Raw genomic sequence first — 23,755 nt, 5'->3', positions numbered from 1 at the left:
TATGATTGCTTATCTTAGTGGAAAACTATTTGGCAAATCTACTAGTGTTGCAATAGTTGATGTTAATGGTGTAGGGTATGAAGTACAAATCCCACTGTCAACTTACTATGAACTTGGTGAGATTGGCAGCACAGTAGGACTACAAATTTATACACAAGTTCGTGAAGATGCGATCCAATTATTTGGTTTTCGCACAGGGTTAGAAAAAGAGCTATTTTTAAAACTTTTAAGTGTTAGCGGAGTTGGGCCAAAGCTAGCTTTAACGCTTCTTTCTGGCTTAAGTGCTGATGAGTTAATCCAAGCTATTTTATCAGGGAATTTAGTCCAACTAACCGGAGTTCCTGGAGTTGGACGTAAAACAGCAGAACGCTTGGTTTTAGAACTAAAAGATAAATTAAAATCCCTTGGAAGTGGTGAGACATCGCCGTCTGTGGCTGTTAGTGATGCTACATTAAAGTCAGATGTTGTTTCAGCATTGGTTAACTTGGGCTGGCAACAAGCGATGGCAGAAAAAGCGGTTAATGTTACACTAAAAGAGGAGTCTAGCCGGGATTTCCAACTAATTCTTAAACAATCGCTAAAAAAACTTTATCGTTAATTTTTGGATTTATGAAGGTATTATTATCAGTTTTTTCCTTATTATTGGCATTTTCAATTGCTCAAGCTCAAGTAACTAATGTTTCTAGCAAACTAGAAATGCCAGAATTAATGCTGGAAGCACAAATAGAATTTGCACGTATTAGCGAAGTTCGAGCCGATGAACGAATAAAAATGCTTTCAGAATTTATTAAAAAGTGGACAGATAACCCGCTTATAGTTCCGGCTCGTGAAGCACTGCTTAGAGCGCGTGGAGCGCAGGCTGAAACCCTGCTGAAACAACAAAAAATCGAACCAGCACTTGAACAACTTCAGTTAGCAATTAAAGAATACCCTCAACCCTTAAATGACCGAATTTTTGGCACAATGCTAGCCTTTCCTCTAACAGTTTATAATCATGGGTTTCGTAAAGAAGCACTAGAATTAATGCGTAGCTTTGAACCAAGTGCCGAAGGTCAAGCTACAAGGTTAGGGCAACTTGCTAATCTTTATCTTACGGCTGAAGCTGGTACGGATGCCTTACGTGTATTAACTCAAGCTATATCATTAGAGCCAAAATCAGCAAAGTATTATTATGCTTTAGGGACAACACAACTAACTTTACTTAAGTTTAAGGAAGCAAAAGCAGCTTTTCAACAAACAATAAATTTAGATCCAAAACATCCATTAGCTTTTGGCAGTCTAGCGGCTCTTTATCGTGGTGAAGGTGCTTTGGAAGATGCAGTAGCACTTTATAAAAAACAATTAGAAGTTGCACCTGATAGTGAAGTAGCTCGTTCAGGTCTAGCTATTACTTATTTACTTGCTAGTGAAAATACTCTTGCAACTCAAGAACTTGGAAAGCAATTTTCTAGCACACCAAGAGATTTTCTGCTTTTTACTCAATTAGGTTATTTAGCAGCTAACCGCAAAGATTATACACGAGCAAGGGCCTGGGCCGAACTTGCCTTAAATCTTGCTCCAAGTTATGCTTGGGCGCGAATTGTTCTAGCTAATAGCCTTATGGCACAACAAGAATTTTCTGGGGCAGAAGAACTTTTGTCAGATGCTCTTACTAGAGGTGTAAATTTCCCTACTCTACACTTTGAAATTACACAAGCTTTACTACTAGCAGAAAATTATGAAGGTGCTTTTGAACAATCAGAGCAATTCTTAAGAATAACTCCAGAAGGTGAATTTCTTTTACAAATAGGCAGTAGTCCATTACAAAACTCAAGCTTAAAAACTTTGCTTGAAAGTGAACGTCGTGCAGCTTTATCTCTACCTGTAAGCTTAACTTCAGATGATCGCTATAAGCTAGTAGAAAGCTTTCTACGCTTTAAGTTTTATCTTGGAAAGTTAAAGGAAAATGTTAATAATTCTGAAACAGAAACTCTTGGACGGCGGCAAAAAACAGAAATTCAAGTCAAAGCTGTAGAAGCATTAAATCAATTTCTTAGCATTAATGATGAAAGAAAAGCTTTTCGTAAACTTTGGGCTGCTGAAGAGTTATTTACATCTGACATTGCTTTAGAAAGGGCTGTAGAATTTTGTCAAGATCTAGTAAAAGATGCTGAACTAGCTACACGCCTAGAAGGTTCCATTCGTGAAGCACCAGAACTTGACGAACGAAGCCGGCAAAAACTTTTTCGCGCTCGTGCATATCATTTGTTAGGGCGTGTGCGTTTTAAGCAAGCTCAGTTGGTAGAGTCTGAAAAGGCTCTAAAACTTGCAATAGAAAATTTTCCTGAAGGTGCAGAAAAAAGAGTCGCCTTTTCTCATTTAGCTTCTGTTACTCAAGCATCTGGTAATGATAAAGAAGCACTAAGTCTATATATTAAAAGCTATAATCAATATGATGGAAATGCTTCTATCCAAAAAACAATGATTGAAAATCTATATCGTAAAATTCATGGTTCTTTGGAAGGATTAGACTTAAAGTAAACTACCTGTTTTAATTTAGAGGTGAAAAATGCAACGTGCAGTAATCATTACTTTATTTTCTTTGTTGTTTTTACTAGTTCATACAGTGGGACTAGCTCAAAATCTAACTCTACGCCAATATATTTATAGATTTGAAAACCCTAAGTTTGAAATTAGTTTAGTAGAAATAACTATTTCTGAGTCTGGCGATAGCACTTTACGTTTTAAGAAACGTGATGAAGACGAAGAAACCTTGCTATCTATTAAACTTTCAACATCAACTATTCAAAAACTTCAAAATTTATATGATGAACTAAGATTTTTAGATAGTACAGATACTTATCAGTCAAGCGCACAGCTAAGTAATCTAGGGACAACAACCCTAGGTCTTAAACAGGGAGAGAAAAATAGATCAGCTAGTTTTAGCTATACAACTAATGCCTCAGCTAGAGAATTAGCTGCCTTTTACCGAGCTATTGAAAACCAATATCGTAGAGTAGAAGAACTTAAGCTAGCTAGACAGTTTACACCCTTAGATCTACCAAAACAATTAAAAAGTTTAGAAGAAGAACTTAAGCGTAATAGAATAGCTGAGCCTTTACAGCTAGTAGCAACACTATCAGATATTTCCATAGATGATAATGCTCCATTAATAGCTAGAAATTTAGCAGGAAAGCTAGTTTCACAAATTAAGAAAGGCAAATAAAATTGCACTTTTAGCTTGGTTTTAGACAAGATTATAGCGTTTTGAGTTCCTGATATTTGTTTGACACCTATTCGGAACTTTGCTAAACTCTCTGAAAAGCCAATAAAGCTATCTACTTATTATATTAAGAAGCTTTTCTGCTAATAAAATCCAACTAAAATAATTTAGCTTAACTTAAAAAGTTTTTATCTTAAGTTGTATATTAGTAGCAATCTAACTTAGTATAGTTGTTTCCCAAACAGTGCGTTAATTTAGTAGCTCTAAAAATTCTAATAGAGAGAGAACATAAATTATGGCGTTAGTGGGAGATCTAAAAGATCTTGCGCTAGTTGATATCATACAAATTAACTGTATCGGGCGTAATACAGCACGTCTAACAGTGCATTATTCCATTGGAGATGGTGTATTCTATTTTCAGGATGGAGATATAGTAGATGCACGTTTTGGGGAATTAACTGGCATAGATGCTGTTTATCAAGCATTGCGGTTTAGTGAAGGAAGTTTTCGTATTGATACAGGCATTTCTGCTCCAATACGCACAATCTATGATCCTTGGGCCAATATTTTAATGGAAGGGATGCGTATTATTGATGAAGAGAGGGCTGGAATGATTCCCACTACTCCAGGAATGGCCCCGGTTGGTGTAGGTTCAACAGGTACCCCTTCAGGTGGAGTAGTTAGGGCGATTAATCCTTATCAAACATTAGTCAATGATTTGCTAAAAATTAGAGGTGTAGAAGGTGCTATAGCCACATTAAGAGATGGTACACTACAAGCACAAACTAATATTAAAACTCCAGAAAAACTAGGCATGTTAATAGCTTTTATGGTTTATCACGGAGGATTAGCATCAATTCCAGCACGGGCCGGGATGTTAAAAAGGATGTCCTTAATTTCTGGACAACGTAAGCTAATTCTTTTTGATCAAGAAGATTTTTTAGCTGCTATCGAGTGTGGTAGCGCGGTACGTTACGAGACAATAAATCCTTATATTGAACGCGCTTTTCGTAAGATTCAAATGAGGCGCGGGCCCGGTGGGACAGGTATGAGCGGCCCACTTACACAATTCTGAAGCTAGCGCAGTTGTTGGTTAATTTACCATGCACATTCCTAAAGGAAAGCCAGTCCATGAAAACCTCAAAACTTCTTATGTAAATACTACTGCTTTGCTGGCAGACCTGCAAATTATTAGTTTTACAGGTTATTTACAAGTGCTTTTTTCTTATGGAAAAGGATATATCTTTTTAGCTGATGGAAAAATTCTAAATGCAATTGATATAAGCCTTGACCGAACTCGACAAGGAGAGGAAGCTATAGATGCTACTTTACTAAGAGCCTCTTCCCCAGATGGAAAAATATCTGTTTACTCTCATTCAGAAAAAATAGTCCAAGCTATTGCAGAACGTATTGATGGAGAAGTGGTTTATCAAGCTTTATCAAGCGATTTTACAGACCTAAGAAAATTAGTAGAAAAACTTAAGCCACAAATAGAGTCACAATTTTATATTGAAATAGAATTTAGCCAAAATGTAGCAGGAATAATCTATATAATTGATAATACAATAGATGCAGTGCTATCCTTAGAAAATGAGTTGATAGAAGGCGAAGCATCTTATGAACGGATGCTAAATTTATTAACAGAACAATCGGCTCTCTTTAATGTTTATCGTTGTAAAAAAATACTCTTTCTTGGTCAAGCGGCTGCTAATGTAGTTTCTTTTCCTGATATAACACATACAGCAGATCTATCCATTGTAACTGCTCAAACAGAAATTGTTGAAGAAAATGATTCATCTCTTGTTGAAGTTGAAGAAGTAGCAAATGCTTTACCACCTAATGAGCAAGTAGAATCTGTTAGCAATGATGAGAATCTCAGCGATGAAGCACTTAATATAAATAACTTAAGCAAGGATAAAGAGACAAATAATTATCAAAAGCTAATTGATATAATGACAGAAATTATTCAAATAGTAGAAAAGGTTTCTGTTTTAGTTAGTCGAGAAGCAAATTTTGCAGTTGCTTTTAGAGCAGGACTATTAAAAGTGACAGAACAATATCCGGTTTTTGACCCATTTGCAGAAGACTTTTCTTACCAAAATGGTAAAATTAGGCTAGCTACAGAAATACCCGTAGAAAGTTTAATTAAGGGCCTAGCAAAGGCTCTAAAATATACATTAGATGAAATGGTAGCAGTCTCGCCTAATACACAATTAAGAGAACGTATTGCAGGCGCATTACTTAGGTTAGAACAATTAAAGCAAGAAGAATTTGAAAATTTAGGAATTTCTCCTGCTTTAGCTGAAATAATAACTATAGATTAGTTTTAGAAAGGAAATTCAAATTGGGTAAAGCACATGAAACATTTCTCCAAGATATGTTACGTATCCAAGGAGTAAAAACCGCAGCACTAGTTAATTTTCGAGGTGAATTTCTCCTTTCTGCTGGGGTATTTACTCCTAATGCACAAATATCTAACCAACTTGGTACTTACTTAGTACAGTTATTTGCTACAGCAGAATATGTTAGGGGTCGTTCAGAGGAATTGACATTACTTTATTCTGAGGGTAGGCTCTCAGCTTTTATAGGGTTGGATCTACTAATAGATACACCTTATGGAGCGCAAGAAGTATTTTTACTAGTTTTAAGTAGTGCGAATGTGAATCTTCCAACTTTAAGAATGACTGTAAAAGTAGCTTTGAGCAAACTAAAATTAGATAAATCTGTGCGAGATCTAAGAATTAATGTTCGAGTTTATCCACAAAATTTACTAACTAGAGATCGAATGGATGAAACTAGTTGGCAGTTTATTGAAGCAATCGGGCGCGGCTAGCAAATTAGTTATATAAAATCCAAGAGGGTGGGAATTAAAAATCATGTCAGATGCTTTTTCTGGAAATTTATCTCAATTTAAGTTAATCGATGTTTTGCGTCTTTTACATGCTAGTAATCGTACCGGCTTATTAGAGCTTACACATGATGATGGGCATTTTGGAGAAATTTATTTTGTTAGTGGACAAGCTACACATGCCCTTTATGAAGAATATATTGGTGAAGAAGCCATTTATGCACTATTTTCTTGGGTAGAAGGAACATTTCGGTTTCGTACTGGAGAAATGACAGATGAACAAACCACTATGTTAACTACCGAAGAAATTTTAGTTGAAAGTGTTACTTATGCAGCAGATTGGGAAAGTGTGCGTAGGGTAATACCTTCAAGTAATACACTTTTTCAACTTTCTTCACGTCCAACAAAAGAATTTTCCTTACGTTCTGAAGATTGGGCGGTACTACGTGAAGTAGATGGAGAAAAAAGTATTACGGAAATTGCTGGTGCGACACAATTAAGCGAACTGCAAGCTTCTCGAATTTTAGTGCGTTTATTTGATTTAGGCTTAATCGAGACTGCTGGAGAAGCTCTTTCACAAGGTTCATCTGTGGAAACTGTAGATGAGTCTATTTTAGGGCAAGTAGAAAAAGATTTAACCCTTGCCATCGGGCCAATGGCACCTATTGTTATTGATGATTGTGCGGAAATGATGGGATATAGCCGCAGTAGTTTACCTCGTGATATGGTACCATCATTTATAGAAAGATTAGCAGAGGAAATTCCTGATAGCGATCGCCGAGTGCGATTTCAAGAAGGTATGTTAGAAATAATGAAGCAACTCTTCTAGGATAAAGCAATACTTTTTAACTAAAATAGCCTTTATAAAACTCTAAATGGGTTGTATAAAGTGGTTTTCCTACTACTATTTCTATAATTTCTTAATTTAAGGGGGCAGCATTTTCCTAACTAATTCTTTAGTGATTTTGCTGAAAAAAACATGAAATTAATGATTAAACAAAAATTGATGATCTTTTCCGCACTACTAGTATTTATCCCTTTGCTCTTTTCTGCACTAATCATTGTTTACATTGTTAAAAGCAATATTGACGATCAATCAGCGCAATCAATGGAAAAAGATGCTCGTGTTGCTGAACAGCTTTATAAAAACCGGGAATTACTAATTATTCAAGTTGTGCAAAATGCTGCTATTGTTTCTGGCGGATTGCTTGAACTAGCACAAGCACCAGCAAGTGAGCCTAGTGGGGCAACAAAGAAAGTTCAAGGAGAAGGTCTTAAAAAGTTAAATGATTCTCTAGCTGTTGCCCAACAAGCTCGAAATATTGATTTTATTGTAGTTACAGACACAAAAGGCAATATAATTGCACGTCAACCAGAAGGCGAAGTTACAGGTTCAGTAGGAGATAATCCATTAATAGTTGCAGTACAAAACTCTGTTATTGCTAACCGTACAAATGCTCAATCTAGTTCAATTAAAGAGTCTGGGGAAAAAATAAAATTATTAGGTGGAGAGAAATTAGCTCAACAAGCAGAAATAAAAGCTGAAGGCCGTATAATTTCAGAAGGCTTAGTAATTGAAGCTGCTGCACCAGTTATTAATGTTAGTGGTAAAGCTGTAGGAATAGTTTTGGCAGGCGTACTAGTTAACAACGCCCCTCAAGATAGAGCTATTATTGAAGATATTAAAAATAAGTTATACCCATCACTACGTAATGATTCTGGAGCCTCTGTTACATTAAATGATGTAATAGTTTCAACAAATATGCCTATTCAACAAAATGGTGCTATAGGTAAACGTACAACTATTGCTGTAAGTGATGTACCAAAAGCAAGTTCAGAAACTTTTAATAATGAGGCTTATAAAAGTGCTTATGTACCAATAAAAGATATTAGTAATCAAGTAATTGGTAGAATTGGAGTTCAAGTTAAACAAAGTTGGTTTAATGCAGTCTTAAATAAAGTTTTGCTGATAATTGTATTGATTGTTTTAGTCTTTATTTTAGGTGCCATTGGATTTGCTATTTATGCAGCACAAAAACTTACTCAACCAATAATGGAACTAACTGAAGCTTCTAATAATATTAGCTTAGGAAAATTAGATGAAAGTATTCAAATTAAGAGTGATGATGAGATAGGGCAATTAGCAGAAGCTTTAGAACGTATGAGAATTAGCTTAAAACAAGCTTTAGACAGATTGCGCACACGTCGCGCCGCACAACAATAAATTTTATCTATAAAAATAATTTAACTAATTTCTTTATTAATAAATGTGTTCTATATTTATTAATAAATTTTATTTTTTGGTAGGCTTATGAGTAGTCAAGATTCTCGTAGAGGTAAAGGATTTCCTTTTTTAGGGTTAAGCGATATTCAAGCTGACTCTTATCTAGATGAATCTGTAAATGCTCCTACTAGTAAACTAGATAATATCCCTCTAAGACTTTCTGAATATTTAGCTGGTAAAGATACAGAAATAGAGGACTTACCTTTGTTAGAGGAAAATGACGTAAGTGTTAATACGTCTTACCAAGTTCAAAACATGGTGTTAGAAGAAATCCAAGAATTAGAACAAATAGAAGAAATGTCGGTTACAATTACAGATTCTGACAAATCCATAAACTTAGAACTAGAAGAGCTTCCAGAATTTATAGAACAAGCTGAACTTATAACTAGTAGTGAACAACAAACTAACCTCCAAAATTTACAACTAGAAGAATTGCCTTTAATTGAACAACCTCAAAACTCTATAATTGAAGAGATTCCTCAAATTCAAGAAAGTTTCTTAAATACAGAGGCATTGCAAGCAGTCTTTGAAAAAGAAACTGTAAAGACTTTTGATATAAAAGAAAAATTAGAAATTTCTCTACCAAATAATGTAACCAATCTTGAGGATGAATCACAACAAGCACCAGTTTTTGAAGTAACATTTGACCCTAACTCTTCAACAGGTAGATTTGAAAAAGATAGTTTGTTAAAAGAACAATTAGAGAGTGCTGATTTTTACATTGAACAAGGTTTTTTAGATGTTGCTTTTAATACTTTAGAAAGATTAGAAGTCCTTTTTCCTAATCATCCACTTATTTCAGAACGCTTGGAAAAAATGGCAAGTCTTGAAATAGCTCATACTAATTCTGGTATTCCAATACCTAAAATTAATCAAATTTCTACCACCAAAGAAACTTTGCCGCCTCCTAATCAAGATGTAATGAATGAAAATATGTTCCGTGTTCCTAATACAGCAGAATTACCAGGTTTAGCAGACCTAAGCACAGATGAAGAAACCGAAATGGATTTTAATAGTCTGGTATCAAATAATACGTCAGATATTACACTTGTTAATAATGTAAATGATGACAAGCAGAAAGAGGTTGCTACTATTTCAAATATTATGTTTGAAGACATACCAGCAGAACTTTATCAAACTATTACAGATGAAATTGAAACTGGGGCGGATAATATGCTAGATCAAATAGATGATGCTGCCGCCGAAATAGCAGCGGTACAAAATGGGCTAAAATCGCTAATTGAAGAAGATGATAAAGCTGCTTTAGACGAAGATTTAGAAGAAGAATTTTCAAGCCGTTTTAATGTTGGACAAGCTTATTTAGATATAGAGCTTTATGATGATGCAGTTGAAGAATTTCAAGCTGCTTATCGAACTATTCAAGATTTAGGAGCGCATCCTAGAACTTTTCACTGTTGTATGTTACTAGGGCGTTGTTTTAGATTAAAAGAAATGCCTCGTCCCGCCTTAATTTGGTTACGTAAAGCCTTGGATACTAAAAAATACCAACCCAATGAACATGTAGAATTACTCTATGAAATAGCCAATGTTCATGAAGAATTAGGAGAGCAGAAAAAAGCTCTAACCGTTTATCAGGAAATAGCTAAATTTTCTCCAAATTACCAAGATGTAGCAGAAAAAATAGCTAAGCTTTACTCATAGCGTAAAGCTTCTACTGGGTCAATATAGGCTGCCTTTATTGCAGGCCAAAGACCAAAAACCAAACCTATCACAACAGACAAAGAAAACCCTAACACCATTGCATAAAGTGGGACATAAGACGGCAGATTAGGCAAGATAATATTAATAATAATGCTAACAAACTGCCCTAAAATAATCCCCATAACACCACCTAAACCAGTTAGCATCATAGCTTCTACTAAAAATTGAATAATTATATTGCGCCGACGTGCGCCAATTGCACGACGGATGCCTATTTCGCGCGTTCGCTCGGTGACAGACACTAACATAATATTCATTACACCTACACCACCTACAAGTAAACCAAAAGCCGAAATTGGCCCAACAATTAATGCCATAACTGCTGTAATTGATTGGAATTGCTCAATGATTGAAGTTGAGGTATTAATTTCAAAATTATCTGGGGCATTTATTGGGACTTTGCGGCGGCGGCGCATAAGTTCTGTAATTTCATCCTTCATTTTTTCAAATTGCCCTTCTTTAGAACGAGCCGAAACTACATGGTCTTCTAGGCTTGGATAATAAACCCAAAATACATTATAAGGAATTAACACAAGGCTATCTTCAAAACGATCCTCACCAAAACTACTTTTAGTTTTTTCCATTACTCCAATTACTCGAAATTTATTGCCGCCAATTTCTATTTCTTTATCTAAAGGATCAATATTAGGAAATAACGCAGTAGTAACAGTATCTCCAATTATACAAACTTGGGCGCGGCGGTTGTCCTCTGCTTCAGTAAAAAAGCGCCCTTCTTTTAAGAGGTACCCCCTTGATTCTAAATAAGTTGACCAAACACCTCGAACATTAGATTGCTGCACTTGTTGAGAGCGATATTTTACTACTGGAGGCAGTCCTTTTGGAATTATAGATGCAGAAGCAGCATAAACACTTGGCAACTGTTGAATTGCGCGGCCATCTTCTTTATTTAAGGGTTTTCTTTTACGTTCTTCTTCTGAACGATCCCCAAATTGCGGGCCAAACTTAAAACGGGCAACATAAACTGTATTAGTCCCAAATTCTTCAATAATTTCTGCAACTCGTTTATTCATACCAGTTAAAATGGAAGAAACAGCAATAACTGTAGTTGTACCAACAATTATTCCTAGAATTGTTAATGCAGAGCGGAATTTATGACTAAGTAGAGTAGAAATAGCTAATTTAAGGATTTCAATAAATTCAAAGCTTCTCATAATTTATCTTAAAAGAAAGTTAAAAATTATTCTTGTCTTAAAGCAACAATTGGGCTAAGTTTTGCAGCTTGCCAAGCCGGGTAAATTCCAAAAATTACTCCTACTGCGGTTGACATAGAAATTGCCATTACTACAGCGGAAATAGGCATAGACATAGGTAAAGGGACGATTAAAGGAATTAATTTTGTTAACGCATAGGCTACACCAAGCCCCAATAACCCACCAGCCGCAGACATTAGCACTGATTCAACTAAGAACTGCCATAAAATATCACGTCGTCTTGCTCCAAGGGATTTTCTTACTCCTATTTCTCTTGTACGCTCAGTAACAGACACTAACATAATATTCATAATTACAATTCCACCAACAACTAGAGAGATTGCAGCAATACCTACAGCAACGCTAGCTAGCACGCCTGTAAGTTGAGTAAAAAGATCCCGAAAAGCGTCTGCTGAACGCATACCAAAATCATCTGGATCGTTAAATTTAAGATGGTGACGTGTTCTTAAAATTTGACGTGCCTGGTCTTGAGCCTGTTCTAACGGTATATTGGCAAAGGCGCGGACGTGAATATGGATAGATTGACGTGTACCATAGATTTTCTGAAATGTAGAAATAGGGATAATTACGTAAATATCTTGTGGTTGCCCAAAAGCAGAACCTATTTCTTTTGCTACGCCAACAACTTGAAAAGGTAAACCATTGATTTTTAATTCTTTACCTAAAGGATCTAAATTAGCATAAAGCTTTTTTGCAATATCTGAACCAATAAAACAAACATTTCGGCGATGTTCTTCATCAATGGGACTAATATAACGTCCTATATCTACTTGCTTAGTGTCAATATAAGCCATATTAGAAGTTGCACCCATTAACCCAACACCTTTAAGAAATAAGTTATTATACTTGACTTCTGCACCGCTATAGACCATAGCTCCAACATCTTCAGCCTTACTAACACCTTCTTTTATTGCCTGCATATCGGCTAAATCAATGTCTTTATTACGTTTTACAGCTTCTAGGTAAGACTTGAAATCTGTGATTATACCAAATTTATCAATGACAAAAGTATTTGACCCTAAGTCTTCTACCTTGGTTGCAACATAGATAGTAGCACCTTCAATAATAGACATTACTGCTACAACTGCTACAACTCCGATAATAATTCCAATTAATGTTAAGAAAGTACGTAGTTTATGTGCTTTTAACGAACCAGCAGCCATTCGCACTGCTTCCCAAAAGTGCATATTATTTTCCTATAAATATATAGATTAAAAAGAAATTTATTGCTTGAGTTGCGAAGCTTAACGCGGCTGTTAAAAGCAAAGTTCCGACACTTGTCGCTTTTCTAAGAGCTAGTAAATATTATTTATAAAAACTGACTAAACTAATGCAAATAAACAAATTACTTCAAATGTTTTTTTAGCTCTGCCGCCAAATATTTATCTAATTTTTGTAAGAGTTCATACTGTTGTTTTACTTTTTCCTTATCCTTAAGTTTGACATAAATTAACCCAAGCTGATATTGTGCAACTACATAGTCAGGCTTTAATTCTAAGGCTTTGTTACAGGCTTCTAAGGCTTCTTTGTACTTATCAATATAAAAATAATCTACAGATAATTGATAATAAGCGTCTGAGTAATCAGGCTTTAAGATAGTTGCTTGCTTAAATAACTCCACAGCATCTTTATAACGGCTAAGTACGTCATAACATATGCCTAATCTAAAAAAAAATAACTGGGTCTTTAGGATCTAGCTTTATAGCTTCTTCATAGGCTTGGCTAGCTTCTTTGTACATTCTTAGTTCATCATAAGAAGCACCTAAAGTTTTATAAGCAGATGTATAAGTTGGTTTTAGAATAGTAGCTTTTTTTAGTACAGGAACAGCTTGTTCAAAAGCCCTTCTTGATAATAAGAGGTTCCAAGATTGTAATGTACTTCGGCAAAAGTTGGATTTAGAGAAATTGATTTCTTAAAAGCTTCTATAGCCTCTTTGTAATAGCCGGATAAATGGTAAGCCATACCTAAATCATTATGTGCTAAAGCATCTTGAGGGTTATTGCGAACAGCTTGTTTTGCTGTTTCTATTCTGCTATCTGTTCCATTTTGTGCTAGTAGCATATTTGTTTTAGCAGATAAAGAAAACATCAGCAAAAATAAAAATATCAAACGTTTTATAAACATAACTATATTCTCTCCTACTTAAACCAAGTAAGTCTTAATACAAATAACAATCATAATAATTTAAGATAGTGCAAAGACATAGGAGTTTTAATAATTTTATATAAACGAGTTGTATTAAAAAATGCACATCTCTAAATTTGATTACCATTTACCTACAGAACTAATTGCACAAGAACCTGCTAGCGAGCGCGATAAATCTCGAATGCTAGTTGTTTCACGTTCAACAAGTAGCTTTTACAATAGTAGCTTTAGTGAATTACCAGACTTATTAACTTCAAAAGATTGTTTGGTCTTAAATGATACACAAGTTTTTCCTGCTCGCTTAAAAGGCCGTCGTCTAGGATTTTCTGCTCAAGTAGAAATTTTTTTAGTTCGTGAGCTAAAAAAAGATTGCTGGGAAGCATTAGTTAAACCTGGTCGTGCCTTAAAAGTAGGCTCAGAAGCTAGTTTTGGAAATGACGAATTAATAGCTAAAGTGCTAGAGCATTTGCCTAATGGCCGACGAGTAGTAGAGTTTTTTAGTAAAACTTCAGTAAGTGTTGATGAGCTAATAGACCGTTTAGGACTAACTCCATTGCCTCCTTATATAAAGCGCGATGATAAAGAAACTTTACGCTTAGATGAGGTTCGTTATCAAACTGTTTATGCTGCTTCACGTGGTGCAGTAGCAGCACCAACAGCAGGACTACATTTTACTCCTGAAGTGCTAGCAAAAATCCAAGCTCAAGGAGTAAAAATAGCAAAAATTACTCATCATGTTGGCTATGGAACCTTTCAACCTGTTAGAGTCGAAGAAATAGAAGAACATTCTATTGAGTCAGAACACTCTGTTATTTCTACTAGTGCAGCAGAAACTATTAACAAAACTAAAAAAGAAGGTGGGCGAGTGGTTGTAATTGGTACAACTACAACGCGGGCTTTAGAAACGGCTGCTAATGATCAAGGGGAAGTTATTGCAGGAAAATATGTTACAGAACTTTTTATTTATCCTGGATATAAATTTAAGATTGTAGACGCACTGCTAACTAATTTTCATCTGCCTAAGTCTTCACTTCTTATGTTAGTATCAGCTTTTGCCAATCACACTTTAACAATGTCGGCTTATAATCACGCAGTTAAAGAAAAATATCGCTTTTATAGCTATGGCGATTGTATGTTTTTATCTTAATTTTTATAACCATTAAGCAAAAATAAGCAAAATGGGAGAGCGCAATGTCAAGACAAGCAAATAGAAAAAATATAGCAACAGAAGTAATTTATCCTGATAGTGATGGTAAACCTATGGCAGATAACACTAAGCAATTTGACTGGATTGTAACTTTTAAGGAAAACTTAGATTATTTAATCCCTGATTTTGTAGCAGGTGATTTACTTTGGTATCCAGTACAGGGTAATCCAAAAGTGCGTCAAGCTCCTGATATAATGGTAGCGTTTGGTCGTCCAAAAGGTCATCGCGGCTCTTATATGCAGTGGAAAGAAGATGGAATTGCTCCTCAAGTTGTTTTTGAAATAATGTCTCCAGGTAATACAAGGCTAGAAATGGAAAGGAAATTAGCCTTTTATGATCGCTATGGAGTAGAAGAATACTATGTTTATGATCCTGATGATGAAACACTAGTAGGGTATTTACGAGAAAATAACAGACTTGAGTTAATTAGAGAAATTTCCGGTTGGATTAGCCCTCGCTTAAATATTAGATTTGAACCTAACCCGTTAGGTTTAAGGGTTTTTTATCCTGATGGACGGGAATTTCTAGCCTGGCAAGTTGTAGCAAGACGAGCCGACCTTGCAATTAGACAAGTTGAACAGGAAAGGCAACGCGCCGACCTTGCAAGCAGACAAGTTGAACAGGAAAGACAGCAAACAGAAATAGAAAAACAACGTGCTGAAATAGAAAAACAACGTGCTGAAATAGAAAAACAACGTGCTGAAATAGAAAAACAACGTGCTGAAAAGCTAGCTGAAAAGTTCCGCGCATGAGGGATAGATCCAAATTCTATTTAGTGTTCTATACTACAAAAATTTGCTGAGGAGATAACTATGTCAGATCCTACTAAAGATCTTACTTCGATGTTAAAAGAAGGACGTATTTTTCCCCCTAATGAATCTTTTAGCCAACAGGCTCATATTAAAAGTATGGCTGAGTATGAAGAAATTTATCAGCGTGCAGCTAAAGACCCTGAAGGGTTTTGGAGCGAAATAGCTCAAGATTTAGAATGGTTTAAGCCCTGGGAAAAAGTCTTAGATTGGCAGTTACCTTTTGCTAAATGGTTTGTAGGTGGAGAAATCAATATCTCACATAATTGTTTAGATCGTCACTTAAAAACTTGGCGAAAAAATAAAGCTGCTATTATTTGGGAAGGTGAACCGGGAGATAGTCGAATTTTAACCTATCAAACTTTACATAGAGAGGTTTGCCGTTTTGCTAATGCACTAAAAAATCATGGGATAGAAAAAGGCGACCGTGTGGCAATTTATATGCCTATGATTCCAGAGTTAGCAATTGCAATGTTGGCCTGTGCGCGAATAGGTGCAACACATAGTGTAGTTTTTGGAGGGTTTTCCGCTAATGCTTTGCGGGATCGTATTAATGATGCTCAAGCAAAAGCAGTTGTTACGGCTGATGGTGGTTATAGACGAGGCCAGGAAATACAGCTTAAATCTAGTGTTGACGAGGCATTAGAAGAATGTCCATCAGTTAAACAGGTTTTTGTTTACCAGCGCACTAAAAATCAATTTGTCACTATGAAAGAAGGCCGGGATCACTGGTGGCACGATGTGGTAAGTAATGTTTCAGATATTTGCGAAGCTGAAAGATTAGACTCTGAGCATCCGCTTTTTATTCTTTATACTTCTGGGACAACAGGAAAACCAAAAGGAATTTTACATACTACAGGCGGATATAGTGTTAGCACTTATATAACTACTAAATGGGTCTTTGACTTAAAGGAAGAAGATACTTATTGGTGTACGGCTGATATAGGTTGGGTGACAGGACATAGCTATATTGTTATGGGCCGCTTGCAAATGGAGCAACTAGCGTAATGTATGAAGGCGCACCAAACTGGCCTCATCCAGACCGATTTTGGCAAATGGTAGATAAATATAAAGTCAGTATTTTTTATACAGCACCAACAGCTATAAGAGCTTTTATAAAATGGGGAGAAGATTGGGCTAAACGCCATTCTTTAGATAGTTTACGGCTTTTAGGAACTGTTGGAGAGCCAATAAATCCAGAAGCTTGGATGTGGTATCACCGAGTAATTGGTAAAGAACGCTGTCCAATAGTTGATACTTGGTGGCAGACTGAAACAGGGGCAATGATGATAACACCGCTTCCAGGAGCAACTCCCACCGTCCCAGGGTCAGCTACTAGGCCATTTCCAGGTATTATTATGGATGTAGTAACTAAAAAGGGGGAATCCGTCCCAGCTAATGTTGGTGGATATTTAGTAATTAAACAACCTTGGCCGTCAATGCTTCGCACAATTTATGGAGATGATGAGCGATATAAACAACAATATTGGAGTGAAATAGAAGGCTGTTATTTTGCTGGAGATGGTGCGCGTCGAGATGATCACGGATATTTTTGGATTATGGGACGTGTTGACGATGTATTAAATGTTTCTGGTCACAGACTTAGCACTATGGAAATAGAAAGTGCTTTGGTTAGTCATCCAATGGTAGCAGAGGCGGCAGCAGTTGGACGGCCAGATCCGTTAAAAGGCGAAGCAGTAGCAGTATTTGTCACGCTAGAAGGTGGTCGAAAAGGTTCAGAAGAGCTTAAACAAGAACTCCGTGAGCATGTTGCTAAAGAAATAGGTGCTTTAGCTAAACCTGATGATATTCGTTTTACTGATGCACTTCCAAAAACACGTAGTGGAAAAATTATGCGTAGACTTCTTAGAGATATTGCGGCAGGAAGTGAGACTATAGGCGATACTACTACTTTAGAAGATATTTCTATCTTGGCTAAATTGCGTGAAGATGAGGAATAAAGTTGTTGAAAAACTAGGAGTCTAAGCTTTGACAAAGGGATGCGGACAGTGATGTCCGCGTTCCCAGAGTTTTGTAAGGATTATATTAAAAATTACCTTCAGGATTATTTTTAGAAATAAAAGCTACTCTTATTAAAGATTTCCCATCTGCCTGAGAGCTAATTTTTCTTACCTGCACATAAATTTTATAAAGAGGCTCATCTAGGTCATAAAGTCTAAACTCACGCGGCATTGGCAAAGAAATATGTAACAAATCATCAATAGCTACTTCATGCCCTAATAAAAAGGATGCGTCCATTTTGCCTATTTGAAGTGTTTCTGAATTTTCAAAAAATTCTCCTGAGGATGTATTAATTCCATGAATTTCAATTGGATAACGTGTACCAACTTGGCGAGATAATATATTCGCATTACTACCTAATAACTCTATTCTTTTACGTGATACTTGTTCATCTTCTGCATAAGGATCAAAAGTGCTTAAATGTTGGACTTCTGTAGTAAGATGCTGTCTTTCCCGTCTGCTTGCTAGTCCATCACCTTCAAATCTAGCAAGTACAATAGTTATATTGTCTTCTCCGCCCCGCTGTTTAGCAAGTGTAACCATATGAGTAGAAGCTGCATCAATAGAATAATTTGTAGCATACATAACCATTTCTTGAGCAGAAATTTTGTTAGATAACCCATCGCTACAAAGTAATAAATAATCTCCTCGCTCTAAGTTAATAGTAGAAATTGCTACTTGAATAGTTTGGGCATTACCAATAGCTTGTAAAATAACATTGCTACGGGCGTGCTTATGAACTTCATCTGGATTTACTACACCTTTGGAAACTAATACTCCAGCTAAAGTTTGATCCATAGTAAGTTGCTTAATGCGATGACCTCGGATAATGTAAGCGCGAGAATCTCCTACAGTGCCAATATATGCTTTATCTTTTTCTACCATTGCAACGGTAAGAGTAGCTTTCATCCATTGTTGTTTAGGGTCTTTAACGTTTTCTGACCAAACAGTATGGTTAGCTTGTTCTACAGCAGCAGTTAACCTATCTGTAGGGTTAATACTATTATTCATTGACATCAAAGCATCTTTTATTGATAAAACAGATAATTCACTAGCAAGTTCTCCTAATTGTGAACCGCCTACACCATCAGAAACTACTAATAATAAATAATTATCAAGTAAAGGTTTTTCTATTTGGCAAGTATCAGCTAAACTTTTACCTTTTTTTAAGTCTGTTAATAAAAAACTATCCTCATTATTTTTCCGAACTATACCAGGATCGCTAATGGCACACACTGAAGTAATTATGGATCCGCTCTTCATCTCAACGCTCCTAGGTGTAAATCTTGCATTACTACTATGCTAATTACACTACGTTATTTATTTTTATGATTAATACGATTAATTAAAGATATATATTAAATTATTAAGATCTAGCACGAAAACTATGATAAATACTTTGTACTAGAGAAGCAAGTATTGTTCCAACCATATAAATAGTAAAAATGAATAGGAAAATAACAAATCCAATACCAGCTAGTAAAGATATTGCACCAAAAATCAGTGCAATAGGTAGCATTTGAAATATACCAAATAATATTGTTAAGGACAAAGAACCTATCATCAATAAAAAACTATAGGCTAATAAATTAGCTAAAGTTTTCTCAAAGCCTTGGCTAGCAGCAGGCTCTACTTGTTGTTGTAAGAGGTTGTCATGGTTATTAATTATAGGTAAAGCTAGGTTGTAACAACGCTGACAAGTTTCTGTTAATGGATCAAATTGGTCAGCTAAGTGACAAATTTCACAGCGTGTTGGCGGATTTTTCTTTTTTATGATTAGTTGACTACTTGACATTGCTTTTTACCAACACGACATAATATAGCAAACAAAAAAGTCTTTCTTTAAGAGATTATAGATTTTTATGTCTCCTACTGTCGAGGCATTAAATACAAAAGTGCTAAAGTTAATATAAATAATTATACCTAGTAATTTTAGTTGACTTAGAGCTATAGATAAGTTTTGATAAAGCAAGGTATTATTTGGGCCAAATTTTTTCTAAACTTTTTGGAAAATTAAAAAATTATGACAAAGAAAATTGCAATTTTTGGTGGAAGCTTTGACCCTCCTGGACTACATCATTATGAAATAGCTAAAGCACTAAGTGAGCAATTTGATAAAGTGATAATTGTTCCCTGTGGCCCAAGACCAGACAAAGTTTCTACTAATGATGTTGAAACAATTCACCGTGCTACAATGGTAGATTTGACCTTTCGCAGCTTAAAGAATGTTGAAATAGAACTTTTTGATTTAGAAAATGCTACCTTTACTCGAACACATAATTTAGAGGAGAAATTTTCCCAAAAGGGAGAACTTTGGCATGTAATTGGTACAGAATGGATTGATGGAGGAAGCCAAAATAAATCAGCCATACAACTATTTTGGGAAAAAGGTGCAGAAGTTTGGCAACAGTTAAAGTTTGCTGTTATTGGCCGTGAAGGATTTGCTTGTAAAAAAGAAGACCTTCCGCCAAAACATAAGTTAATTCCACTAAGTTTTACTGGCTCTAGCGCAAAAATTAGAGAGGAAATTTTCCGGCATAAATCTATTAACTCATTAGTTACTTTAGAAGTTGCTCAGTATATTAAACGCTATGGACTCTATCGAGGAAGAATACCTAATCGGGTAACTAAATTTAGTTTAGCAGAACCTAAATTAATGATTGTTTTGGATGAAAGAAACCAAAAAGCAGTAGAACTAGCAAAAGGGTTTCAAAGCTTTGAAGATGCAACTAATCCTAACTGTATTTTAGTTATTGGCGGGGATGGGACAATGCTTCATGCTATTAGGCAACATTGGCAGTTAAGATTGCCGTTTTTAGGTGTTAATGCGGGGCATCTAGGGTTTTTGCTAAATGATCCACAAGAAATCTTACCTGCAAGTGTTCCTACAACAGATTTATTACTTAGACAACTACCCTTGCTATATGTTGAGACAGAAACCGAAGAAGGCATTAAGCAAACAGCCTTAGCATTTAATGATACTTGGGTAGAACGTTCTTCAAGTCAAACTGCATGGTTGGAAATCAAGCTTAATGGGGAAATAAAATTATCTAAATTGGTTGCTGATGGTGCTTTAGTTGCTACTGCTGCTGGTTCAACTGCTTATGCTCGTGCTATGGGAGCTATGCCACTACTAGCAGATACTCCAGCTTTAATATTAGTAGGATCAAATGTAATGGATCCTCCTAACTGGAAATCGGCTTTGCTTTCTTATGACTCTCAAGTAGAAATTCGTAATCTAAATATTAATAAACGGCCCATAATTGCTTATGTAGATGGTCTTTGTCAAGGTAATGCCAAAAATATATTGATTAGGGTAAGTCGGATTGCTGCGGCAGAACTGGCATTTTACCCAGGCCATGATATGGCTGAGAAAATAGCACAAATTCAATTCCCACAGACAGTTAAAATGTAAAATTTCCTAGGGCTTTATTACTCTATCAGTAATTTCTATTTGTTTATTTTCTTGTCTAAGTTTTTTGGCTTGTTGAAACATTTTTACTAAATCTTGGGAAGCAGATAAAAGCTGTTTATTTGCGTCGGATAAAGTAATATTTTTAAGAGTATTGGCTAGAAGATCTAAAGAGAGTTGAAAGCCTACAGCAGAATCTTCAACCCCAAAATTTTTGAGCAAGCTATCATAGCGTCCACCACTGCCAATAGTTGACCCAACGCCAGAGCTATAAATCTTAAATGTCATACCTGTGTAGTAATTTAGCCCTTGAACATCTCCTAAATCAATTGTTAAGTAGTTAGCAATATCTAGGTTTTCAGCAATTTCTAAAATACCAGTTAGATCCATTAAAGCATTAACAATCTTTTCATTATATGAAGAAAAGCTAAAAGCTTGCTCCAAAATATCAGCTTTTCCCATCATTCTAAACAGATTTGATAGCCGATTGTTTTCTTCTTGATTAAGTTTAGAGCTTAAAAATTTGCTTAATAGAGAACTATTTTTTTTATCCACCAGAGAATGAAAATTAGCAATTTCATCAATATTTAGATTTAAGTATTCTGCTATACCATTAAAAAAATTAACGTGGCTTAAAACAATAAGAAAATCTGACATTCCTAGTTTGCTAAGAGCCTCTATTGAAATTAATAAGACCTCTAAATCTGCTTCTAGTCGGTCATTTCCAATATGTTCAAGCCCTAGTTGATGATAGTCATGAGGTTTTTGTTTGTGGGCTTCTCTGTAACGAAAAACTTCGCCGTTATAGCAAAGCCTAATGGGGCGGGGGCTTTCAGTAAAATGAGTTGCTATAGTTCGTGCAACTAGGGAAGTAAGGTCTGGACGTAGTGCTAGGAGTTCTCCATCGCTATCTAAAAATCGATAAGTCTGTTTAGCTGCTTCTTGACCCATTCCTAGGGCAAAAAGGTTGTGATAATCAAAAGTTGGTAAAATTATTTCTTCATAAGACCAGGCTGCAAAGACTGACAAAACTTGTTGTTCAATGGCACGACGTTTTTTTACTTCTTCGCAAAAAAATAGCGGACACCTTGAGGAATTTTTGCTAAAGATTTCAATTATTTTGCTCCCAAAGTTGTTTAGTTTCTATTTGTTGGGATATTAGCCTATAGCCAGGCGATGATAGCCAGCATTTCTTTTTGCTGGTGTAAAGCCTTCAGAAATAATAACTTCCCTTAACATTTCTTCTGTAGCCTTATGGTTAGCACCAGCTTTAGAAATTACATTTTCCTCTATCATTGTGCTTCCAATATCATTTGCTCCGTAGTGGAGTGCTTGCCGGCCAACATCTAAGCCTTGGGTAAGCCAGGAAACTTGATGATTTTTAATATTTTGTAGATAAATTCTTGCTAGTGTAAACCAGCGTAAGTATTCTTTACCTGATACACGTTCAGGGTATTTTTTCCAAAGTGGCGTGTTGTCAGGTTGCAATGTCCAAGGAATAAAAGCAATAAAACCGCCTGTTTTTTCCTGTAGTTGGTAAAGTTTTTCTAAATGTTCAATTCTATGTTCAATAGTTTCTCCCATTCCAAAAGTCATTGTTGCGGTTGTTGGGATGCCTAAATTATGTGCTACTTCCATTACATAAAGCCATTCTTGGGCGTTGCACTCGGTACGACGGCGGCGGCGGATTTCGTCAACTAATATTTCTCCACCTCCACCAGGAATAGAATTTAATCCAGCATTTTTAAGGCGAATTAAGACTTGTTCAACAGACATTTTATAAATTTTTGCAAAGTTATCAATTTCTGGAGGGGAAAAACAATGTAAGTAAATTCCATAGCGGCTTTTTAGCTCTTGTAGCATTGTTTCATAGTATTCAAAGGGTAAATCTGGATGTAGTCCGCCTTGCATTAAAACACCGCTACCGCCGATTTCAATCATTTCTTCTACTTTATGGAAAATTTCTTCATGACTAAGCACATAACCTTCTGCCGAACCGGGTTTGCGGTAAAAAGCGCAAAATGTACAAACCGAAGTGCAGACATTACTATAGTTTATATTTCTATCCACCACATAAGAAATTAAGTTATCTGGATGCAAGCGTTTACGAACTTCATTTGCTAAAGTAAAAAGCTCTTCAGAAGGCATTTCTGTAATCATTTCTAATGCTAATTCTGGGGTAATTCTTCCTGTAGTTTCTAAAGTTTTGGTTATAGAAGTTGCTGTAAGCATAAACTAAAGTTTTCCTATAAAGTTTTGTTTGAAAAGTAGCGTTAAAAAGTATGGCACGAGAAACTTAACAACGTCAATGCAAGCGGAAAGTAGGAAAAGCTAACAAAATGTCAAAAATTTTATTTAAAAGCAAAAAAGACTGCTATTTTCAAGCAGCCTTTTTTATTTAATTGCGGGGGAAGGATTCGAACCTTCGACCTTTGGGTTATGCTTACTACTACAGTTTCCACTGCCAAAATAGCTTTTACACTATTTGTTTGTAGTCTGGACTGTCCCTTCACCTTTGATTTACATCTTTAGGTGCCTATCTCCCAGTCTCTACGCCTTCTCTAAAATTGATATTTTAGAGCTTGGTTCGGGATTGCCACCGCTAGAGGTTTCCCCGACTTTGACAGGTAATCACATATAAGTTTCCCTATATGCCGCCCATTGCAATATTTAGTTACATAAAATAAATTGTGTAACTTTACATTATTATTAAAGCGGAATAATGTAGTTTTATTTTCAATATTGCGAGTTCAAGCCCAACGAGCTACCAGACTGCTCCACCCCGCGTCAATTCCCTTATTGCTAAAGGAACTGGCAGTATATGCAGCTATCTAAAGTGAGTCAAGCTGTTTTTGGAAAAAATAGCCAGGT

21 protein-coding genes and 1 pseudogene are annotated in these 23,755 nt (G+C 35.8%); 13 read left to right on the top strand and 9 right to left on the bottom strand.

From position 1 onward, the window contains the following. The first annotated feature begins 1 nt into the window (after position 1). The 9 genes from ruvA to IPK14_12530 all read left to right on the top strand — a co-directional run bounded on the left by ruvA (position 2) and on the right by IPK14_12530 (position 9,996). Entirely contained in the window at positions 2 to 598 is a 597-nt protein-coding gene (ruvA, locus tag IPK14_12570; GenBank protein ID MBK7994214.1) for a Holliday junction branch migration protein RuvA, read from the top strand. 11 nt (positions 599 to 609) lie between these two features. Next, positions 610 to 2,520 carry a tetratricopeptide repeat protein gene (locus tag IPK14_12565; GenBank protein ID MBK7994213.1) on the top strand — a complete coding sequence of 637 codons (1,911 nt, stop codon included), beginning with the start codon at positions 610 to 612 and terminating at the stop codon, positions 2,518 to 2,520. Between the two features lie 28 nt (positions 2,521 to 2,548). Continuing rightward, complete coding sequence (locus IPK14_12560; GenBank protein ID MBK7994212.1) at positions 2,549 to 3,205, top strand: hypothetical protein; 657 nt, start codon at positions 2,549 to 2,551, stop codon at positions 3,203 to 3,205. 292 nt (positions 3,206 to 3,497) lie between these two features. After that, the gene (locus IPK14_12555) at positions 3,498 to 4,277 is read left to right on the top strand and encodes a DUF4388 domain-containing protein (GenBank protein ID MBK7994211.1); all 780 of its coding nucleotides are present in this window, start codon (positions 3,498 to 3,500) and stop codon (positions 4,275 to 4,277) included. Between the two features lie 28 nt (positions 4,278 to 4,305). Continuing rightward, positions 4,306 to 5,526 carry a DUF4388 domain-containing protein gene (locus tag IPK14_12550; GenBank protein MBK7994210.1) on the top strand — a complete coding sequence of 407 codons (1,221 nt, stop codon included), beginning with the start codon at positions 4,306 to 4,308 and terminating at the stop codon, positions 5,524 to 5,526. A 20-nt stretch (positions 5,527 to 5,546) separates the two neighbouring features. After that, positions 5,547 to 6,035: a hypothetical protein gene (locus tag IPK14_12545; protein ID MBK7994209.1), complete on the top strand. Its 489-nt coding sequence runs from the start codon at positions 5,547 to 5,549 to the stop codon at positions 6,033 to 6,035. A gap of 43 nt (positions 6,036 to 6,078) precedes the next feature. Then, positions 6,079 to 6,879, top strand: coding sequence for a DUF4388 domain-containing protein (locus IPK14_12540; GenBank protein ID MBK7994208.1), 801 nt, complete (start codon positions 6,079 to 6,081; stop codon positions 6,877 to 6,879). A 150-nt stretch (positions 6,880 to 7,029) separates the two neighbouring features. Then, positions 7,030 to 8,274, top strand: coding sequence for a HAMP domain-containing protein (locus tag IPK14_12535; protein ID MBK7994207.1), 1,245 nt, complete (start codon positions 7,030 to 7,032; stop codon positions 8,272 to 8,274). Positions 8,275 to 8,361: 87 nt separating this feature from the next. Continuing rightward, a complete protein-coding gene (locus IPK14_12530; GenBank protein MBK7994206.1) occupies positions 8,362 to 9,996 on the top strand; it encodes a tetratricopeptide repeat protein in 1,635 nt (544 codons plus the stop codon). Here the strand turns inward: IPK14_12530 and IPK14_12525 are convergent. From IPK14_12525 to IPK14_12505, 5 genes are all read right to left on the bottom strand, one after another. Continuing rightward, positions 9,987 to 11,228 carry an ABC transporter permease gene (locus tag IPK14_12525; protein ID MBK7994205.1) on the bottom strand — a complete coding sequence of 414 codons (1,242 nt, stop codon included), beginning with the start codon at positions 11,226 to 11,228 and terminating at the stop codon, positions 9,987 to 9,989. The two genes, IPK14_12530 and IPK14_12525, sit on opposite strands and share 10 nt — an antisense overlap. A 26-nt stretch (positions 11,229 to 11,254) precedes the next feature. Then, on the bottom strand, positions 11,255 to 12,475 hold the full coding sequence (locus tag IPK14_12520; protein ID MBK7994204.1) for an ABC transporter permease: 1,221 nt from the start codon (positions 12,473 to 12,475) through the stop codon (positions 11,255 to 11,257). Positions 12,476 to 12,633: 158 nt separating this feature from the next. Further along, positions 12,634 to 12,909, bottom strand: a complete 276-nt coding sequence (locus tag IPK14_12515; protein MBK7994203.1) for a tetratricopeptide repeat protein — start codon at positions 12,907 to 12,909, stop codon at positions 12,634 to 12,636. 43 nt (positions 12,910 to 12,952) lie between these two features. After that, complete coding sequence (locus IPK14_12510) at positions 12,953 to 13,198, bottom strand: tetratricopeptide repeat protein (GenBank protein ID MBK7994202.1); 246 nt, start codon at positions 13,196 to 13,198, stop codon at positions 12,953 to 12,955. After that, positions 13,102 to 13,413, bottom strand: coding sequence for a tetratricopeptide repeat protein (locus IPK14_12505; protein MBK7994201.1), 312 nt, complete (start codon positions 13,411 to 13,413; stop codon positions 13,102 to 13,104). Before IPK14_12505 ends, IPK14_12510 begins: the two co-directional genes overlap by 97 nt. Before the next feature lie 121 nt (positions 13,414 to 13,534). Between IPK14_12505 and queA the strand changes: the two genes are divergently transcribed. The 3 genes and pseudogenes from queA to acs all read left to right on the top strand — a co-directional run bounded on the left by queA (position 13,535) and on the right by acs (position 17,411). Further along, positions 13,535 to 14,581, top strand: coding sequence for a tRNA preQ1(34) S-adenosylmethionine ribosyltransferase-isomerase QueA (queA, locus tag IPK14_12500; GenBank protein ID MBK7994200.1), 1,047 nt, complete (start codon positions 13,535 to 13,537; stop codon positions 14,579 to 14,581). A 44-nt stretch (positions 14,582 to 14,625) separates the two neighbouring features. Continuing rightward, a complete protein-coding gene (locus IPK14_12495) occupies positions 14,626 to 15,393 on the top strand; it encodes a Uma2 family endonuclease (protein MBK7994199.1) in 768 nt (255 codons plus the stop codon). 60 nt (positions 15,394 to 15,453) lie between these two features. Beyond that, a pseudogene (acs, locus tag IPK14_12490) lies at positions 15,454 to 17,411 on the top strand (acetate--CoA ligase). 85 nt (positions 17,412 to 17,496) lie between these two features. Here acs and IPK14_12485 read toward each other — a convergent pair. Both IPK14_12485 and IPK14_12480 read right to left on the bottom strand, forming a co-directional pair. Then, entirely contained in the window at positions 17,497 to 18,735 is a 1,239-nt protein-coding gene (locus IPK14_12485; protein ID MBK7994198.1) for a serine/threonine-protein phosphatase, read from the bottom strand. Positions 18,736 to 18,838: 103 nt separating this feature from the next. Beyond that, a complete protein-coding gene (locus IPK14_12480; protein MBK7994197.1) occupies positions 18,839 to 19,267 on the bottom strand; it encodes a hypothetical protein in 429 nt (142 codons plus the stop codon). A gap of 228 nt (positions 19,268 to 19,495) precedes the next feature. On the opposite strand from IPK14_12480, the gene IPK14_12475 reads away from it, so the two are divergent. Beyond that, complete coding sequence (locus tag IPK14_12475) at positions 19,496 to 20,887, top strand: NAD(+)/NADH kinase (GenBank protein ID MBK7994196.1); 1,392 nt, start codon at positions 19,496 to 19,498, stop codon at positions 20,885 to 20,887. Between the two features lie 6 nt (positions 20,888 to 20,893). On the opposite strand, the gene hisZ is transcribed toward IPK14_12475, so the two are convergent. After that, positions 20,894 to 22,003: an ATP phosphoribosyltransferase regulatory subunit gene (gene hisZ / locus IPK14_12470; protein MBK7994195.1), complete on the bottom strand. Its 1,110-nt coding sequence runs from the start codon at positions 22,001 to 22,003 to the stop codon at positions 20,894 to 20,896. Between the two features lie 39 nt (positions 22,004 to 22,042). Continuing rightward, positions 22,043 to 23,116: a dehypoxanthine futalosine cyclase gene (gene mqnC / locus IPK14_12465; GenBank protein ID MBK7994194.1), complete on the bottom strand. Its 1,074-nt coding sequence runs from the start codon at positions 23,114 to 23,116 to the stop codon at positions 22,043 to 22,045. Between the last annotated feature and the right edge of the window lie 639 nt (positions 23,117 to 23,755).

The organism is Blastocatellia bacterium, assembly GCA_016713405.1.
In the GTDB taxonomy this organism is placed as follows: Bacteria; Acidobacteriota; Blastocatellia; order Chloracidobacteriales; family JADJPF01; genus JADJPF01.
The sequence above is the reverse complement of the archived record's forward strand: the minus strand, read 5'-3'. Positions and strand labels throughout refer to the sequence as shown.